The following is an 18,896-nucleotide window of genomic DNA, read 5'->3' on the forward strand; positions in this document are numbered from 1 at the left end:
GGCGTCGGCGAGGTGTGGAAGTCTAAATCTTAGTGGGAGGACATGACATGAAACTTGCAAAGACACTTGCAATCGGTGTGGCTTTTGCCGTCGCCATGATGGCTGGCGCCGCAAGCGCCAAGGACATCAAGATAGGCCTGGTCGTAAAGTCGCTCGGTAACGGCTTCTTCGACGCCGCCAACAAGGGCGCCCAGGAAGCGGCCAAGGAACTCGGCGGCGTGGAAGTCATCTACACCGGTCCGACGAGCACGACGGCCGAAGGCCAGATCGAAGTGATCAACTCGCTGATTGCTCAGGGCGTTGACGCCATCGCGATCTCGGCAAATGACCCGGATGCCGTCGTTCCTGCGCTGAAGAAGGCTACCCAGCGCGGTATCAAGGTTATTTCCTGGGACTCCGGCGTTGCCCCTGAAGGCCGCATCCTGCAGCTCAACCCGTCGTCGAACGAACTGATCGGCAAGATGTGCCTGACGCTCGCCAAGGATCATCTTGATGGCGGCAAGGGTGACTTCGCCATCCTGTCGGCAACGACGACCTCGACGAACCAGAACATCTGGATCGACCAGATGAAGAAGCAGCTCAAGGACTTCCCGGGCCTCAACCTCGTCACCACCGTCTACGGCGACGACCTCTCGGACAAGTCCTATCGTGAAGCCGAAGGCCTGCTGAAGTCCAACCCGAACGTCAAGGTCATCGTCGCTCCGACGACGGTCGGCGTTCTCGCAGCCTCCAAGGTTGTCGAAGACAAGGGTCTGGTCGGCAAGGTCTACGTGACTGGCCTCGGCCTGCCGTCTGAAATGGCTGGCGCGATCAAGTCCGGCGCGACCAAGGAATTCGCCATCTGGAACCCGATCGACCTTGGCTACTCCGCAACGCAGATCGCCTATCACCTGGCAAAGGGTGATGCCGACGGCAAGCCGGGCAGCGAAATCGAAGCCGGCCGCATGGGCAAGATCAAGATTGGCGACAATGGCGAAGCTGCTATGGCAGACCCCTTTGTTTACAATGCCTCGAACATCGACCAGTTCTCCAAGGTCTTCTGATTTCAGAGATCATGAACGGACACCCGGCGGCTCTGCCGCCGGGCTTCTCTTTCGATGGTGGTAAGCTTGCTGATGACCCCTGCCCTTCAACACCCCGTCTCGGACCCAAAACCCGATGACGCAACCGCCATTCTGGAAATGCGCGGCATCTCGCAAATCTTTCCGGGCGTGAAGGCGCTCGACAATGTCAGCATCGCGCTCTATCCCGGCAAGGTGACGGCACTGATCGGCGAAAACGGCGCCGGCAAGTCGACACTCGTCAAGATCCTGACCGGAATCTATCGTCCGAATGAGGGCGAAATCATCGTTGACGGCAAGCCGGTGCATTTTGCGACAGCACAGGCAGCTATCGATGCGGGTGTGACCGCCATTCACCAGGAAACCGTGCTTTTCGACGAGCTTTCGGTCGCCGAAAATATCTTCCTCGGTCATGCGCCGCGCACGCGCTGGCGCACCATCGACTGGAGCGAGATGAACAGCCGCGCAAGAACGCTGCTGACCTCGCTCGAAAGCAATATTGATCCGACGATCCGCCTGAAAGACCTCTCGATTGCGCAGCGCCACCTGGTGGCGATCGCCCGCGCTTTGTCGATCGAGGCCCGCATCGTCATCATGGACGAACCGACGGCTGCGCTTTCACGCAAGGAGATCGACGATCTTTTCCGTATCGTCGAGGGTCTCAAGGCAAGCGGCAAGGCCATCCTCTTCATCAGTCACAAATTCGATGAGCTCTACGAGATCGCCGACAATTACGTCGTCTTCCGCGACGGCCGCGCCGTCGGCCACGGGAAGCTGAAGGAAACGCCGCAGGACGAAATCGTTCGCATGATGGTCGGCCGCGATGTCGAAAACGCGTTCCCGAAGATCGATGTCGCAATCGGCGGCGCAGTGCTCGAAGTCGAAAAATACAGCCACCGCACCGAATTCCGCGATATTTCACTGACGCTGCGCAAGGGCGAGATCCTTGGCATCTACGGACTGATCGGCGCCGGCCGCTCGGAACTGGCGCAATCGCTTTTCGGCATCACCAAACCGCTCTCCGGCAAATTGACGCTCGAAGGCCGGGAGATTTCCATCAATTCCCCGCATGACGCCATTCGCGCCGGCATCGTCTACGTACCAGAAGAGCGCGGCCGTCACGGCCTGGCGCTGCCGATGCCGATCTATCAGAACATGACGCTGCCGTCGCTGACGCGCACCTCGCGCAAGGGCTTCCTGCAGGCGGCCGAAGAATTCGCGCTCGCCCGCAAATATGCCGAACGCCTGGATCTGCGTGCTGCAGCCCTTTCCGTGCCTGTTGGTACGCTCTCAGGCGGCAACCAACAGAAGGTCGTCATCGGCAAGTGGCTGGCCACCATGCCCAAGGTCATCATTCTCGACGAGCCGACCAAGGGCATCGATATCGGTTCGAAGGCTGCCGTCCACGGCTTCATCAGCGAGCTTGCGGCCGAAGGCCTTTCCATCATCATGATCTCCTCCGAACTGCCTGAGATCATCGGCATGTCGGACCACGTGCTCGTCATGAAAGAAGGGCTGTTGGCCGGGCTCTTCGAACGCGATCAGCTTTCGCCGGAAGCGCTGGTGCGCGCGGCGACCGGAAATGCATGAGGTGACGGGCATGATGAGACTAATCAGAAAACGCGAAACCCTGCTCTTTGCCATCATCGTGGTGATGATCGCCGTCTTCTCGACGCGCGCAGCCGATTTCGCGACACCGGATAACCTCGCCGGCATCTTCAACGATACGGCAATCCTCATCATCCTGGCGCTTGCCCAGATGACCGTCATCCTGACGAAATCGATCGATCTTTCCGTTGCAGCCAACCTCGCCTTTACCGGCATGGCGATCGCGATGATGAATGCCGCCTTTCCGGGCCTGCCGCTCATCGTGCTCATTCTTGCAGCGATCGTGATCGGTGCAGCGCTCGGTTCGATCAACGGTTTCCTCGTCTGGCGTCTCGAAATCCCGCCGATCGTCGTTACCCTCGGTACGCTCACCATCTATCGCGGCATGGCCTTCGTGCTCTCGGGTGGCGCCTGGGTGAATGCGCATCAGATGACGCCGATCTTCCTCTCCGTTCCCCGCACGCCGATCCTCGGCCTACCGGTCTTGAGCTGGGTTGCGATCATCATCGTGGCGCTCATGTATATGCTGCTGCGCTATAGCCAATTTGGCCGCTCGGCCTACGCGACAGGCGGCAATCCGACGGCTGCCGTCTACGCCGGTATCGACACGGGCAAGACGAAATTCCTCGCCTTCGTACTCTCGGGCGCGCTCGCCGGCCTTTCCAGCTATCTCTGGGTCTCGCGCTATGCGGTCGCCTATGTCGATATCGCCAACGGTTTCGAACTCGACAGCGTCGCGGCCTGCGTGATCGGCGGCATTTCCATTGCCGGCGGTGTCGGCTCGGTCGCCGGTACGGTGCTCGGTGCGCTGTTCCTCGGCGTCATCAAGAACGCCCTGCCCGTCATCGGCATTTCGCCCTTCACCCAGATGGCGATCTCGGGAACCGTCATCATCCTCGCCGTCGTCTTCAATGCAAGGCGCGAGCGTAATCGCGGCCGCATCATCCTGCGTGATCGCGCAGCAGCGGAGGTCGCAGCATGAGCATGGTTTCCGCCCCCCTCGAAACGCAAAAGCATGAAAAGCGCGTCATCCCCGACCGCCTCGGCACGCCCTTCAAACGTGTCATGTCGAGCTGGGAAGTGCTGCTCTTCGGCGTCGCCGTCTTGATCTTCATCTTCAATTCCGTGGCCTCACCCTATTTCCTCGATGCCTGGAACCTCTCGGACGCAACTTTCAACTTCACCGAAAAGGCAATGATTGCCTTTGCCATGGCGCTGCTCGTCATCGCAGGCGAAATCGACCTGTCGGTTGCCGCCATCATCGCGCTTGCCTCCACGGCCATGGGTGCAGCGGCGCAGGTTGGCGTCGGCACGCCGGGCCTCGTGCTGATCGGCATCGGCACTGGCCTTCTCTGCGGCATCTTCAACGGTGTGCTGGTCTCGGTGCTGAAGCTGCCGTCGATCGTCGTCACCATCGGCACGATGAGCCTGTTCCGCGGCATTTCCTACATCGTGCTAGGCGATCAGGCCTATGGCAAATACCCGGCGGATTTCGCCTATTTCGGCCAGGGTTACGTCGTCTGGGTCTTTTCTTTCGAATTCGTGCTGTTCATCGTGCTGGCGATCCTTTTCGCGATCCTGCTGCATGCCACGAATTTCGGCCGGCAGGTCTATACGATCGGCAACAATGATTTCGCGGCTCGCTTCTCCGGCATTCCGGTCGAGCGCGTGAAATTCATCCTCTTCCTGCTGACCGGCGTGATGAGCGGTGTCGCTGCGGTCTGCCTGACCTCGCGCCTCGGCTCGACCCGCCCGTCGATCGCGCAAGGGTGGGAACTCGAAGTCGTCACCATGGTCGTGCTCGGCGGCATCTCGATTCTCGGCGGCTCCGGTACGATCGGCGGCGTCGTCATCGCCGCCTTCGTCATGGGTCTCGTGACTTTCGGTCTTGGCCTGTTGAACGTGCCCGGCATCGTCATGTCGATCTTCATCGGCCTGCTCCTGATCATCACGATCGCGATCCCGATCATCGCCCGCCGCATCAAAGCCATGAGCGCCAAATGACCCTGGAAAAACACGCCTTCAAGATGAAGCTCAATCCCGGCATGGAGGCCGAATACAGGAAGCGGCATGACGAGATCTGGCCGGAACTGGTCGACCTGCTGCACCAGTCCGGCGCCAGCGATTATTCCATCCATCTCGACCGCGAGACCAATACGCTTTTCGGCGTGCTGACCCGGCCGAAGGATCACACCATGGCAAGCCTGCCGGACCATCCCGTCATGAAGAAATGGTGGGCGCATATGGCCGATATCATGGCATCCAATCCGGACAATTCGCCCGTCCAGAGCGACCTCGTGACCGTCTTCCATATGCCATGAGCTCTTATCGCCGCATCGCCGTTCTCGATATCGGCAAGACAAACGCCAAGGTCGTCGTTCTCGACAGCGCGACGGGCGCCGAAATCGCCGTCCGCAAACAGCCGAATACGATCATCCGCGACGGCCTCTATCCGCATTATGATATCGAAGCGCTCTGGAGCTTCGCGCTTGCTTCACTGAAAGCCTTTGCCAGCGAGCCGAGTTTCGACGCGATCTCGATCACCACGCACGGCGCGGCCGCTGCCTTGCTCGGCGCGGATGGCAAGCTGGCGATGCCCGTCATCGACTATGAGCATGAATATCCGCCGGAGATCCGTAACGCCTATGATGCGCTGCGGCCATCTTTTACCGAGACCTTCTCGCCCCGTCTCTCGACGGGCCTGAATATCGGCGCGCAGCTTCACTACCAGAAGACGGCTTTTGCCGAAGAATTCGCCAAGGTCGCCACCATCCTCACCTATGCACAATATTGGTCGGCGCGGCTGACTGGTGTCGCTGCGAACGAGGCAACCTCGCTCGGCTGTCATACGGACCTCTGGAACCCGAAGACAGGCGCATACTCCTCGCTGGTCGATAGGCTTGCCATTCGCGACCGGATGGCGCCGATCCATTCGGCCTTCGACGCACTTGGCCCCGTTCTGCCCGATATCGCCGCTGAAATAGGTCTTTCCGTGCCCGTCTATTGCGGCATTCATGATTCAAATGCGTCGCTCCTGCCGCATCTCGTCGGCCGCGAGGCGCCTTTTGCCGTGGTCTCGACCGGCACCTGGGTCATCAATTTCGGTGTCGGCGGTGATCTGGACCATCTCGACGCCAAGCGCGATGCGCTCGCCAATGTCGATGCCTATGGCCGCGCCGTACCCTCCTCCCGCTTCATGGGCGGTCGAGAATTCGAAGTTCTCTCGGCCGAGATCGGTCAGGTCGGCGATGCCGAGGCAAAAGCCGCCATCGCCGATGTCGCGGCGAAAGGCATCATGCTGCTGCCGAATGTGGCACCGGGCTCCGGTCCCTTTCCGGGCAAGGTCAGCCGTTGGATCAACGCGGACGGAGCGAGCCGGCAGGAGCGCTGTGCCGCCGTCTGCCTCTATCTCGCATTAATGACGGAGGCCTGCCTGGGGCTGATTGGCGCCAAGGGTCCAATCATCGTCGAAGGCCCTTTCGCATTGAACGAGACCTATCTGTCGCTGATCGCTGCAATCACCGGCCGCGATACGATGGCGCTGCCTGGATCGACCGGCACCAGCCAAGGGGCGGCTCTGCTTACCGGCATCAAGCCGGTATCCGGCGTGGAAAAACACTTCTCACCCCAGGCAATTCCGGGCCTCTCAGCCTATCGGGAGCGCTGGTACGCCGCGATGGAATAACAGTGTTTCCAAGACTGGCCTTGTTCATGTCGGCTGCGCCGCTAGTGTGGCACCTCTCGATTTGATGGAGGAAACAGCATGACTGAATCATTCGACCCGCGCGCACTGGCCGCCAAACTCCACGGCCTGCGCCAGGCCGCAAAGCAGGAGCCGACGAGCGCCTTTTCGCTGCCGGCTGATCTGAACCAGGCGATGGAAACCCAAAATGCCCTGAAGGCTGAAGAAGGGGTCAGCAGCAACGCCTGGAAGGTCACAGCCTCGCCCGAGGGCCAGCCGGTCACCGCACCTCTCCATCCCTATGCCGAAGCGGTGTCTGGCGCGACTATTGCCTGGTATCCGGGTCTGAAATTCGAAACCGAAATTGCCGTACGCCTTGGCAAGGATCTTCCCTACCGCAACGGCGCGCCCTACAGCCGCGCTGAAGTGCTGGAGGCGATTTCCACCGCCTATCTCGGCGCCGAACTGCTGGTCAGCGCGGTCAAGGAAAGCGGTGCTGTCTCCTTCCTCCTCTTCCTCGCGGATCGTCTCGGCAATAGCGGCTATGTGCTCGGCCCCTCCATTGCAAAGAGCTTCATCGATACGGCCGCAAGCACGCCGCTGAAGGTCACCCAGGGCAGCAAGACGATCTATGATGGTCTTGCCAAGCATCCGAAGGGCGACGTCGTGACCTGGCTGGTCGACTATACCAACGACCCGCTGCGCCCGGAAGATTCCCTGAAATCCGGCGCGCTCATCACGACTGGCACGCTCAGTGGCGCCGTCGAACTCACCGAACCCGGCGAGATCGACATCCGCTTCGGCGACAGCGCAAGATTGACCTTCTCCGTCGCCTGATACCGGCATTTCTGCCCACATAAACTGGGTGATTGTCATCCCACTTCGCCTCCTGTATTAAACTTGAGTTTATTACGAAGGTTTATTTCGGCCGTCAGGCCGGAGGCGGAAGTGGAAATGACGTTTCAACCGCGCATGCAAAACAGAATTCACGGCTTTTCCGTCACCAAGGGCGTCAATCGCCGGGTTTGGAATGGCATCGTGGCCGATGTCTGGGATGTGGACTGCGCTCCCCATTCCGGTGGATATTACGTATCGCGCGACCCGCGGCTTTTCATCCTCCTTGAAAAGCGCGGGCCGGGCAATTCGCGGGTAAAGCTCTCGCCGCGCGCCCACGGCACGGTGCAGGACACCGAAAAGCGGCCGATCTCCTATGTGCCGGCTGATATGGAGGTCTGGGCCGATCTGGTGGATGTGCATTCCCTGCGCCATCTCGACATCCATTTCGATGTCGAGACCATCAGCCGAAGGCTTGGCGACGATCTCGATCCCCAGCGCCTCGCCAATGCCCAGCTGCTGTTTTCCGACGAGCGCCTGTTGTCGCTCGCCCAGTTGATTGCCGCCGAATGCGTCAATCCGCAGCCGCTACATGATCTCTATGGCGACGGCCTGTCGCTCTCCCTCATCATCGATGTGATGAAGCTCACCAAGGTGCAGCCGCGCAAACGCAGCAAGCTTGCAGGCTGGCAATTGCGCCGCGCCACCGATTTCATCGAGGAAAATTGCCTGCGCAATATCCGGCTGGAAGAATTGGCATCCGTCACCGGCCTGTCACAATCGCATTTCAGCCATGCCTTCAAGGCATCGACTGGCGTTGCGCCACATCAATATCAGACCAATGTCCGCCTCGACCGTGCAAAACACCTGCTGGTGCGCAGCGAATACCCCTTGACAACCATAGCCGTGGAAACCGGCTTTGCCGATCAGGCCCATTTCACCCGCGTCTTCCGCAAGAATTTGGGAACCACGCCGGCGAACTGGAAAAAGGCGCAGATTGCGTAATTGCAACACGCCTGGGCTTTTACGTGCAGCGCGGAAAATTGCCCAAGAACGTTCAATTTCCACCCGATCGCGACAATCCGCCCGATTAAATTTGAGTTAAACACTCGACTTATTCAAGGCCAAACCGCGGCAGGAAAAGCCGCGGCACGAGTGGGGTAATCTATGCGAGCGCAGACCAAGGGGCTCACCTTCAGGGCATATCTACTGGCAGGAACGGCTGTCACCGGCATCATGGCGGCATCCTCCGCTCTTGCTCAGGACGCCAGCCCGACACAACTGGCGCCGATCGTCATCCAGGGCGGCGTCGATAGCGCCACTGCTCCGGTCAAAGGTTATGTCGCGAAGAATTCGTCTGCCGGCTCCAAGAGCGATACGCCGATCAACGAAATCCCGCAGTCGGTCTCCGTCATCGGCAAGCAGGAAATGGATGATCGCGGCATCACCAACAAGGTCGATGAAGCACTTCTCTATACGCCTGGCGTCATCGCCCAGCCCTATGGCAACGACCCCGATACGGACTGGTTCTACATCCGCGGCTTCAACGCCACGCAGACCGGCGTCTTCTTCGACAACCTCACCCTCTTCAGCTACGGCTTCGGCGGCTTCCAGATCGATCCCTTCATGCTGGAGCGTGTCGATGTTCTGAAAGGCCCGGCCTCGGTTCTCTATGGCGGCGCCAATCCGGGCGGCATCATCAATCTCGTGCGCAAGCGCCCGCTCGATGAGCCACTCTATTACACCGATATCGGCATCAACAGTAATGGCAACGCCTTTACGGGATTTGATATCTCCGACAAGGTCGGCTCCAGCGATACCATGACCTACCGCATCACGGGCAAGGTTGCAGGCGGTGATAATTATTCGGATTTCTCCCATGATTTCCGTGGTTTCATCATGCCGCAGCTGGAAATCGCGCCTGATGATGCGACACGCTTCACGGTCTGGGGCTATCTCGGCGGCCTCGATCAGGTCCATACCGGCAACGGGTTCTTCCCCTATGTCGGCACGGTCAAGGACGCACCTTTCGGCAAGATCCCGCGCGATGCCTTCTATGGCGAACCCGACATCGACGACGGCAGCTATGTCCAGAAGATGATCGGCTACGAGTTCGAGCACGAGTTCGACAACGGCATCAAGTTCTCCCAGAACCTGCGTTACGGCCGCCTCGACAAGCATGAGATCGGTCCATACCTCAACGGCTGGGTTGGCGGCGTGCCGACTGGCCCAGACTATCTGCTTGGCCGCATCGGTTTCGAAGGCCGTTCCGGCGTCGATTCCTTCGGCATAGACAACCGGCTGGAAGGCGAAGCCGAATTTGGTGGCGCCACGCACAGCATGCTCATCGGCCTCGATTACAAATATTACAACCTCGATAATCTGCAGAAATGGCCGACATGGCCGATCTCTGCAACACCGATCAGCGCCACCGATCCGATCTACGGCCTGCCGCAGCCCGCCAACAGCACACAGATCGACCAAGTCGTCACGCAAAGGCAGCTCGGTATTTATGGGCAGGACCAGATCCACTTCGGCGACGGCTGGCTGCTGACGCTCAACGGCCGCTACGACTATGTCGACACCGATTCCGATGCGATCGTCGGAACGACCTACAATTCCGACGACAGTGCCGTCAGCGGACGTGTCGGCCTAGCCTACGAATTCGACAACGGCCTGACGCCCTATGTCAGCGCTGCGACCTTCTTCAATCCATTGATCGGCACAGGCGTATCCGGTGCGCTGAAGCCGGAGGAAGGGCAGCAATTCGAAGGCGGCATCAAATACGATCCGACCTTCATCGACGGTACGCTCACGGCCTCGGTCTTCCACATCACCAAGCGCAACAATACGGTGACCAACCCGGCGACCTTCGCCCAGAGCCAGCTTGGCGAAGTCGTTTCGCGCGGTGCCGAACTGGAAGGCAAGGTCAACCTCACCAACAACTGGAAGGTCCTCGCTTCGCTTGCCTATACGGACATGGAAGTGACCGAAAACGACGCCAATCCCGCTCTTGTCGGGAAGTCGCCCTATATCGTGCCGAAGGTGACGGCCTCGCTCTGGGTCGACTACACGGTCACGACAGGCGCCATGGAAGGCCTGAGCTTCGGTGCAGGCGTGCGCCATCAGGGAAAGTCCTGGGCTGATGAAGCCAATACCGAAAAAGTGCCGGCTGCCACTCTCGTCGACGCTGCGATCCGCTATGAGAAGGAAAACTGGGGCGCCTCTCTCAACGTCGCCAATCTCTTCGACAAGGAATATGTCGAAAGCTGCGGCGGCCTGACTGTCTGCGGTTACGGCGATGCGCGCACGGTCACTTTCAAGCTCAGCAAGAAATGGTAAGTTGACAAATAGAGTTTAGTTTTTCAGGAAGCTGCGATAAAGGGAGGGCTCAGCCCTCCCGAACGTTTGCAGCAAAGCCGGAGTTTCCTCGTGTCCACGTCCTTCCTGAGCCTTTCCGGAATAGACTATGCCATCGGCGCCAGAACTATCCTCAACGGCATCGATCTGACGCTCGAGGCCGGCCGCATCTACGGCCTCGTCGGCCCCAACGGTTCCGGCAAAAGCACACTCCTCAAGACCATCGCCCGGCAGATTGACCCGAAGAACGGTTCGATCTCCTTCGACGGCAAGGCGGCCGCCGACTGGGGTAACCGCGCCTTTGCCCGCCATGTCGCTTATATGCCGCAATTCACCCCGGCAACCGACGGCATGACCGTGCGTGAACTCGTGGCGCTCGGCCGTTTTCCCTGGCACGGCACGCTCGGCCGCTTCAGTGCTGTCGATCGCGAGATGGTCGAGGAAGCGATCGTCCGCACCGAGCTCGAGGATTTTGCCGACCGCCTCGTCGCCAGCATGTCCGGCGGCGAGCGCCAGCGCGCCTGGATCGCGATGATGCTTGCCCAGAACGCCCGCTGCCTGCTGCTCGACGAACCCACGTCAGCGCTAGACCTCGCCCATCAGGCAAGCGTGCTTTCGCTGGTGCAGGAACTCAGCCACGAACGTGGGCTCACAGTCATCATCGTGCTGCACGACATCAATCTTGCTGCGCGCTATTGCGACACAATCATTGCGCTCAACCACGGCAAGATCACCGCCGAAGGCACGCCGGCCGAGATCATGCAGGCCGACAAACTGCAGTCGATCTTCGGTGTCGGCATGGGCGTCTTCCCGCATCCGGTTCGCAACGAGCCGGTCAGCTATCTGTTGTAGCCCATGGCATTGTTCTCCCGCAGGCAGTTTCTGGCCGGTGCGGCGGCTACGCTGTCGGCCCCCGCGCTCCTGCGGGCGGGTGACAGCCTGCGCGTCGCGACCCTTGATTGGGCTCTGCTCGAAACCTTGCTGACGATCGGCGCCAATGTCGTTGCAGGAACGGAGTTGCGGCAGTTCCACGAGGTGGCGGTGACACCTGCTATTCCCGATGGTGTCGCCGATCTCGGCTTGCGTGGCACGCCGAATTTCGAAGTGCTGCGGTTTGCCCGCCCGGAGCTGATCTTCAATTCGAATTTCTATGCCTGGGCGGATGCCCAAATGCAGCCGATCGCGCCTGTTGAAAGTCACGCGATCTACAAGCCGGGCGAAAGCCCTTACGCACTTGCCGAACAGGCAACAATCGCGATCGGCGAAAGTCTGCAGCTTGCCACCGCAAGGCAATTCACTGAGGAGCTTTCTGCCAAGCTCGACCGTTACAAGACGGATTTTGCGGCAGGCGACGGCCGGCCCCTGATCCCGATCAATCTCGGTGACGCCAGGCATTTCCGTGTCTTCGGCTCGGATAGCATGTTCGGCGAGGTGCTGAAGCGCGTAGGCCTCGCCAATGCCTGGCAGGGCGATACCAGCTATTCGGCTACCGCCCCCGTCGGCATCGAGACGCTGGCCTCCATGCCGGATGCCTGGATCGTGATGATCCCACCGCACCCGGCCGATGCGATCGAGACCCTTTCGACCAGTGCCTTTTGGAATGCGCTGCCGGCGGTGCGCGAGAAGCGCGTGCTGATGCTCGGCTCCATCAATCCCTACGGCGCTTTGCCGGCAGCCATGCGCTTTGCCGATCTTTTGCAGGAGGCGCTTGGCCATGCATGGAATGGTTAGTCTCGCCCGACCTGCCCGCGGTCACAGCATTCCGTTTGCCGCAATCGTGCTACCGGCTCTTTGCATCGCTGCCTTCACGCTTCTGATCGCAACGCGCCCGCAGGTACCCGGCGACACCGCTCAAGCCACCATGCTCGATGGCGTGCTGCTCTGGAACAGTATCCTGCCCCGCGCCGTGCTGGCGCTGATCGCCGGTGCAGCACTCGGCCTTTCCGGTACGCTGCTGCAGCGCGTGCTGCGCAATCCGATCGCCGATGCCTCCACACTCGGCATTACCTCTGGCGCGGAACTGGCGATGACGGCCGCCCTCAGCTTCTCGCCGCTGCTGATCGGGTTTTCGCGTGAGATTGTCGCCTTCGGCGGCGGGCTTAGCGCCGTCGCAATCGTGTTGGCGCTCAGCTGGCGACGCGGGCTCGATCCGGTCACTGTCGCGCTTTCAGGCATGATCGTCAGTATGATCGCCGCCGCCTTGAGCGTTACGCTCATCCTGGCGCGCGGCGAATATGCCATGTCGATTTATATCTGGGGCGCCGGATCGCTCAGCCAGCAGGACTGGACTGGCGTGCTTTCACTCGGGCCGCGCCTCATCCTCGGTTTCGCTGCCACCATGCTACTCGTACGACCACTTCGCATTCTAACGCTCGATGATAACAGCGCCAGGAGCCTCGGCCTCGCCCTGCATTTCGCGCGCTTTTCCATCCTCGCTCTCGCCGTCTGGCTCGCAGCCTCAGTCACCGCCGAAGTAGGCATCATCGGCTTCCTCGGCCTCGCCGCCCCTGCAATTGCCCGGCTTTTCGGCGCGCGCAGCACCGGGAGACTGATGATCGCAGCACCGCTGACGGGTGCCGGTCTGTTGTTCCTTACCGATTGCCTGACCCAGCTCCTCGGCCCCGGCTTCACCGATCTCGCGCCAACCGGCGCCGCAACGGCCCTGCTTGGTGGACCGCTGCTGCTTTTCCTGTTGCCGCGCGTCCATTCCGTCTCGGCCGGCGCCGCGCAGTCGGCTGCGGCCCTCAAGAGGCTGTCCAAGCCTCTGGTCACTCTCGCTGGGCTCTCTGCTGCGATCATTTTGCTCTTTGTCGTCTTCCTCACCCTCGGTCCAGCCGATGACGGCTGGCATTTCGCCACCGGTATGCTCTTCACCGATCTGCTGCCCTTCCGCCTGCCGCGCACCATCGTTGCGGCCGGCGCCGGCGGCATGCTCGCGGCAGCCGGGTTCATCATGCAGCGGGTGACCGGCAATCCGATTGCAAGCCCGGAAGTGCTCGGGATCAGCAGTGGCGCCGGTGCGGGGCTGACCATCGCGCTTTTCCTCTTCGGCTTCCCCTCGCCCGTCATCATGCTGCTTGCCATGGCGCTCGGCGCTCTCGCAGCCTTCGGGGCGACGATCGCCATTTCGGCCCGCGCGCAGTTCTCGCCGGAGCGCATGCTACTTGCCGGCGTCGGCATCGGTGCCTTCGCTATGGCGATCGTCACCATGGTACTCGCGCAGGGGGACATGCGCGGCTATATCCTGCTCACTTGGCTCTCCGGCTCGACCAATCGAGCCGGAGCCTTCGAAGCCTGGACGGCGCTGATCTCGCTCATTGTGCTGGTGGTGCCATTACCCTTTCTCGGCCGCTGGCTGGCGATGCTGCCGCTCGGCGGCAATTCCAGCCGCGCGCTCGGCCTTCGCGTCGGTGCAAGCCGGCTGGCGCTGGCGATCCTCGCCGCATTGATGACAGCAATCGCCTCCTTCCTCGTCGGGCCACTCAGCCTCACCGGGCTTATCGCGCCGCATCTTGCGCGGCTTGCCGGCTTCCATCGGCCCACACATCAGCTTGCCGCAAGCGCGCTCTTCGGCGCCGGCGTGCTGATGACGGCGGACTGGCTCTCGCGCACCGTCATCTACCCCTATCAGGTACCGGTCGGCCTTTTCGCGGCCTTGATCGGTGGCCCCTACCTCATCTGGCTGCTTTCGCGAAAGGACATCAAACAATGATGGCTGAACGTTTCACCGCATCCGGCGTCGCAATCGCCGTCGATCCCGGCCGAATGCTCGACGAGCTTTGCTCGCATTTCGTCGAACACAGCACCGTCAAACGCGACGGCGATCTGGTGACGCTGGAGATGACGATCGGCAAGGCGGACATCCGCCACGACGGCCCGGAGCTTGCGATCGAGCTTTCCTGCAAGAGTGCGCGAGCGCTGCAGAATGTCCGCTCGGTGATCGCCGACCACCTTTTCCAGTTTGCGGGCGAAGAAACCCTGGAGCTTACCTGGTCGGACGCGCCGAAGGCGGATCGCCTGCCGGACCTGCGCGAGATCCGCGTGGTCAGCGCCCGCAACATCAGCCCGCATATGCGCCGCGTGACAGTGGCCTGCGACGATGCCAGGCATTTCGCTCACGGCGGGTTGCACTTCCGTCTGCTCATTCCGCCGAAGGGTCGCACGCCCGTCTGGCCGAAACTGCGCTCGGACGGCCGCATCGAATGGGCAAAGGACGAGGATGAGCTGACCGTGCGCATCTACACGTTTCGCAGCATCGATCTGGAGCGCGGCGAAATCGATATCGATTTCGTGCTACATGAAGGGGAAAACATGCCCGGCGCCGAATGGGCGGTGAATGCCAAGCCCGGTGACATTGCCGGTGCGCTCGGCCCCGGTGGCGGAGGCGTGCCGGAAGCCACGTCAATGATCCTCGCCGGCGACGAGACGGCCTTGCCCGCCATCTCGCGCATTGCCGCGGAAGTTCCCACTGGAACGCAGTTACGGATTTTCCTCGAAGTCGATGGTCGTTCGGAAGAGCTTCCGCTGCCGTCGGCCGGTAAAGTCGACCTTACCTGGATGCATCGCAACGGCGCGCCCGCCGGCACGATGGGTCTGGTCGAGAGCGCCGTCAAAAACGCGCTGGCCGACGCCGATGCCGACACCTTCGTCTGGGCCGGCTGCGAACGGTCCGAGGCCAAGCGCATCCGCGATTTCCTCAAGACCGAGCGCTGCCATGACCGCCACAAGATGAGCATCGGCGCTTACTGGGAGCGGTAGATCCGCCTCACGTCTTTTCGCGGAACATTTCGATGATGGCGGAGAAATCCCTGCCGCCATTGCCGAGCTTCTCGAAGAGTGCGTAGAGCTGTGCGGCCTCCGCACCAAGAGGCGTGGAGGCACCGCTCGCGAGTGCGGCCTCCTGCGAAAGCCTGAGATCCTTCAGCATCAGTGCTGCGGCAAAACCCGGCTTGTAATCATTGTTGGCAGGCGAAGTCGGCACCGGTCCCGGCACTGGGCAATAGGTATTGATCGACCAGCACTGGCCGGACGAGGTGGAGGCGACATCGAAGAGCGCCTGATGCGAGAGGCCGAGCTTTTCGGCGAGTACAAAAGCCTCGCAGACGCCGACCATGGAGATACCGAGGATCATGTTGTTGCAGATCTTCGCAGCCTGCCCTGCTCCGGCCTCGCCGCAATGGACGATCTTCTTGCCCATGGCCTCGAGGATCGGTTTTGCCTTGGCAAAGGCCTCTTCCGAGCCGCCGGCCATGAAGGTCAGCGTGCCGGCGCTCGCTCCGCCCGTACCGCCGGAGACAGGCGCGTCTAGCGACAGGCAACTTGCGGCCTTGGCCATCTCATGCGCCTTGCGGCTGCTTTCGACGTCGATGGTCGAGCAGTCTATGACCAGCGCCCCCTGATTGGCCGATTGCAGGATATCGGTCCAAGCCGTCAGCACGTGCTTGCCCTGCGGCAGCATGGTGATGACGATCTCAGCCTCCTTCACCGCCTGGCTGGCGTGGCTGGCGGGCTTCACGCCGCTTTCCTCGGCCGCCTTCAGCACCGGGGCAGCCAGATCGAAGCCGAGAACCTCGTGGCCGGCCTTGACGAGATTGGCGGCCATCGGCCCGCCCATATTGCCAAGTCCGATAAATCCGATCCGTGCCATGCTTATCTCCTATCTGTTGTCCTCGATGATCATGGTGGCCGCCTTTTCGGCGATCATGATCGTCGGCGAATTGGTGTTGCCGGACGTGATGGCCGGCATCACCGAGGCATCCGCGATCCTGAGCTTGCCGAGCGCCCGCACTCTCAGCCGCGGATCAACGACACTTTCCCTGTCGATACCCATGCGGCAGGTGCCGACCGGGTGGAAAATCGTCGTGCCGATATCGCCTGCCGCCTTTTCCAGTTCCGCCTCGCTCTGATAGCTCGGCCCCGGCTTGAATTCTTCCGGCTGGAAGCGGGCGAAGGAGGGCTGTGCGACGATCCTGCGCGTCAGCTTTATCGAACGAACAGCTATATCTCGATCGCGCTGCGTCGAGAGGTATCTTGGCGCAATGGTCGGTTGCGCGGCAAAATCCGGGCTGGAAACATGCACAGATCCCCGGCTTTCCGGCCTGAGGTTGCAGACGCTCGCCGTAATCGCCGGGAAGGCGTGGACGGGATCGCCGAACTTATCGAGCGACACCGGCTGCACGTGGTACTGAAGATCCGGCGTTTCTTTGTCCGGGCCGGAACGGGTGAAGATGCCGAGCTGGCTCGGCGCCATAGCCATCGGACCGGACCGATGCATGAGATATTCGAGCCCGATCGCCGCCTTGCCGATCAGCTTCGACGCCTTTTCGTTGAGCGTCGGCACCCCAGTAACCTTATAGGCCAGCCGAAGCTGCAGATGATCCTGCAGGTTTTCGCCGACGCCCTTGACCTCGGTCAGCACATCAATGCCGGCTTGATGCAGAACCTCTCCACGGCCGATGCCGGAAAGTTCCAGAATATGCGGCGAGCCAATGGAGCCCGCCGACAGCACGGTTTCCTTCGCGGCATAAGCCCGCTTGGCCGTACCGCCATGCTGGAACTCGACGCCGACAACGGCGCCTTCCTCGACCAGCAGCTGCCGCACCTGCGCCTTGGTCATCACAGTCAGGTTGCCGCGTTTCATCGCCGGGCGCAGAAAGGCCTTCGTCGTATTCCAGCGGACACCGGAGCGCTGGTTGACGTCGAAATAGCCGGAGCCTTCGTTGCTGCCGCGGTTGAAATCCGCTGTTTCAGGGATACCGGCTTCCCTGGCGGCCTGCTGGAAAGCATCGAGCACGGCCCAGCGCACCCGCGCCTTTTCCACGCGCCATTCGCCGCCGGCGCCATGCATCTCGTCCTCGCCCTGATAATGATCCTCCGATTTGCGGAAATAAGGCAGCACGTCGTCCCAGCCCCAGCCGGCGCAGCCCATCTGCCGCCAGAGATCGTAGTCGCGGGCCTGGCCGCGCATATAGATCATGCCGTTGATCGAGGAGCAGCCGCCGAGCACCTTGCCGCGCGGGTAGTTCAGCGCCCGTCCGTTCAGCCCGTCCTCCGGTGCGGTGGTAAAACACCAATCGGTGCGCGGATTGTTGATGCAATAGAGATAGCCGACGGGAATGTGGATCCAGTGGTAATTGTCGTTGCCACCCGCCTCCAGCAGCAAGACCCGTGTGTCGCGGTCGGCTGACAGCCGGTTTGCGAGCACGCAGCCGGCGCTGCCTGCGCCGATGATGATATAGTCATAGCGATCCATGGATCATGCACTCCGAAATGGCTGCGTCCCGCCTCCCCGGGCCTGAGGAGGCGGGATTTCGCGGCGCCGCCGCACATCCTTTCCCGTTGCAGGAAAGAGGTCCGCCCGTTCAGCGGCGATAGACAAAGCCCAGTTTACGCCCGAGCCGAGAAGCATAGAATTCACCGATAATGCCGCGGCGGAAGATCAGCACGCAGATCATGAAGACCACGCCCGTAATGATGGTCACCGGAAACTCCGAAGTCGCGAGATAATTCTGCAGCGTCACGACGAGGCCGGCACCGAAGACCGGGCCGATCAGCGTGCCGATGCCACCGAGCAGCGTCATCAGGATCACCTCGCCCGACATCTGCCAGGCGACATCCGTCAGCGTCGCAAACTGGAAGACCAGCGCCTTCACCGAGCCGGCAAGCCCGGCAAGGGCCGCCGACATCACGAAGGCGCCGAGCTTGTAGCGCGCCACGGAATAGCCAAGCGAGATTGCCCGCTGCTCATTCTCGCGGATCGATTTCAGGATCATGCCGAAGGGCGAATTGATGAAGCGCCAGATGATCAGCAGCCCGATCAGGAACACCGCCAGCACGAAATAATACATGTTGGTGGAGCTGTTGAGATCGATGAAGCCGAAGAGGTGGCCACGAGGCACGGACTGGATTCCGTCCTCGCCCTCGGTGAACTTCGCCTGCAAACAGAAGAAGAAGAACATTTGCGATAGTGCCAGCGTGATCATCGCAAAATAGATGCCCTGCCGGCGGATCGCGAAGAAGCCCATGACGAGGCCGAGCAACGCCGCCCCGACAACGCCGACGAGAATGCCGAGTTCCGGCGGGAATCCCCAGGATTTGACCGTATAGGCGGTGAAATAAGCAGCCCCGCCGAAAAAAGTCGCATGGCCGAAGGAAAGCAGGCCGGTATAGCCAAGCAGCAGGTTGAAGGCGCAGGCAAAGAGCGCGAAGCAGAGCAGCTTCATCAGGAAGATCGGGTAGAAGAAGAAGGGCGCCAGCAACAGAAGCAGCAGCCCTATGATCAGGAAGCCTGTCTGCACCGAAATTGCGGTGCGGCTCTTTTCCGTTCGGATGGTTTCGGTGATGTCAGCCAT

General features: G+C 61.1%; 16 protein-coding genes. 13 read left to right on the plus strand and 3 right to left on the minus strand.

The features are described from left to right. Positions 1-47 precede the first annotated feature (47 nt). The 13 genes from rhaS (at position 48) to AC1DM5_RS07420 (ending at position 15,303) form a co-directional block, all read left to right on the plus strand. A complete protein-coding gene (gene rhaS / locus AC1DM5_RS07360; RefSeq protein WP_007825786.1) occupies positions 48-1,043 on the plus strand; it encodes a rhamnose ABC transporter substrate-binding protein in 996 nt (331 codons plus the stop codon). A 72-nt stretch (positions 1,044-1,115) separates the two neighbouring features. Beyond that, on the plus strand, positions 1,116-2,651 hold the full coding sequence (locus tag AC1DM5_RS07365) for a sugar ABC transporter ATP-binding protein (protein WP_477818598.1): 1,536 nt from the start codon (positions 1,116-1,118) through the stop codon (positions 2,649-2,651). Between the two features lie 10 nt (positions 2,652-2,661). Then, entirely contained in the window at positions 2,662-3,651 is a 990-nt protein-coding gene (locus AC1DM5_RS07370) for an ABC transporter permease (RefSeq protein ID WP_477818599.1), read from the plus strand. Further along, positions 3,648-4,673 (plus strand): ABC transporter permease, encoded by a 1,026-nt coding sequence (locus AC1DM5_RS07375; RefSeq protein ID WP_477818600.1) that lies wholly within the window; start codon positions 3,648-3,650, stop codon positions 4,671-4,673. Before AC1DM5_RS07370 ends, AC1DM5_RS07375 begins: the two co-directional genes overlap by 4 nt. Beyond that, positions 4,670-4,990 (plus strand): L-rhamnose mutarotase, encoded by a 321-nt coding sequence (rhaM, locus tag AC1DM5_RS07380; protein WP_113321441.1) that lies wholly within the window; start codon positions 4,670-4,672, stop codon positions 4,988-4,990. The genes AC1DM5_RS07375 and rhaM overlap by 4 nt, the downstream gene beginning before the upstream one ends. Further along, the gene (locus tag AC1DM5_RS07385; RefSeq protein WP_477818601.1) at positions 4,987-6,354 is read left to right on the plus strand and encodes an FGGY-family carbohydrate kinase; all 1,368 of its coding nucleotides are present in this window, start codon (positions 4,987-4,989) and stop codon (positions 6,352-6,354) included. The genes rhaM and AC1DM5_RS07385 overlap by 4 nt, the downstream gene beginning before the upstream one ends. A 78-nt stretch (positions 6,355-6,432) precedes the next feature. Continuing rightward, positions 6,433-7,188, plus strand: coding sequence for a fumarylacetoacetate hydrolase family protein (locus AC1DM5_RS07390; RefSeq protein WP_477818602.1), 756 nt, complete (start codon positions 6,433-6,435; stop codon positions 7,186-7,188). Between the two features lie 117 nt (positions 7,189-7,305). Continuing rightward, entirely contained in the window at positions 7,306-8,190 is an 885-nt protein-coding gene (locus AC1DM5_RS07395) for a helix-turn-helix domain-containing protein (RefSeq protein ID WP_477818603.1), read from the plus strand. A gap of 162 nt (positions 8,191-8,352) precedes the next feature. Beyond that, complete coding sequence (locus tag AC1DM5_RS07400) at positions 8,353-10,527, plus strand: TonB-dependent siderophore receptor (protein WP_477818604.1); 2,175 nt, start codon at positions 8,353-8,355, stop codon at positions 10,525-10,527. Between the two features lie 90 nt (positions 10,528-10,617). After that, positions 10,618-11,397, plus strand: coding sequence for an ABC transporter ATP-binding protein (locus tag AC1DM5_RS07405; RefSeq protein WP_477818605.1), 780 nt, complete (start codon positions 10,618-10,620; stop codon positions 11,395-11,397). Between the two features lie 3 nt (positions 11,398-11,400). Continuing rightward, positions 11,401-12,276, plus strand: coding sequence for an ABC transporter substrate-binding protein (locus AC1DM5_RS07410; protein ID WP_477818606.1), 876 nt, complete (start codon positions 11,401-11,403; stop codon positions 12,274-12,276). Next, positions 12,269-14,257: a Fe(3+)-hydroxamate ABC transporter permease FhuB gene (gene fhuB, locus AC1DM5_RS07415; RefSeq protein WP_477818890.1), complete on the plus strand. Its 1,989-nt coding sequence runs from the start codon at positions 12,269-12,271 to the stop codon at positions 14,255-14,257. The genes AC1DM5_RS07410 and fhuB overlap by 8 nt, the downstream gene beginning before the upstream one ends. Continuing rightward, entirely contained in the window at positions 14,254-15,303 is a 1,050-nt protein-coding gene (locus AC1DM5_RS07420; protein WP_477818607.1) for a DUF2218 domain-containing protein, read from the plus strand. Before fhuB ends, AC1DM5_RS07420 begins: the two co-directional genes overlap by 4 nt. 7 nt (positions 15,304-15,310) lie before the next feature. Here the strand turns inward: AC1DM5_RS07420 and mmsB are convergent, their stop codons facing one another. The 3 genes from mmsB to AC1DM5_RS07435 all read right to left on the minus strand — a co-directional run bounded on the left by mmsB (position 15,311) and on the right by AC1DM5_RS07435 (position 18,896). After that, a complete protein-coding gene (mmsB, locus tag AC1DM5_RS07425; protein WP_477818608.1) occupies positions 15,311-16,192 on the minus strand; it encodes a 3-hydroxyisobutyrate dehydrogenase in 882 nt (293 codons plus the stop codon). Positions 16,193-16,201: 9 nt separating this feature from the next. After that, a complete protein-coding gene (locus AC1DM5_RS07430) occupies positions 16,202-17,797 on the minus strand; it encodes a GMC family oxidoreductase (RefSeq protein WP_477818609.1) in 1,596 nt (531 codons plus the stop codon). A 109-nt stretch (positions 17,798-17,906) separates the two neighbouring features. Then, positions 17,907-18,896, minus strand: a complete 990-nt coding sequence (locus tag AC1DM5_RS07435) for a branched-chain amino acid ABC transporter permease (RefSeq protein WP_477818610.1) — start codon at positions 18,894-18,896, stop codon at positions 17,907-17,909.

The organism is Rhizobium sp. 01T437, assembly GCF_056398505.1.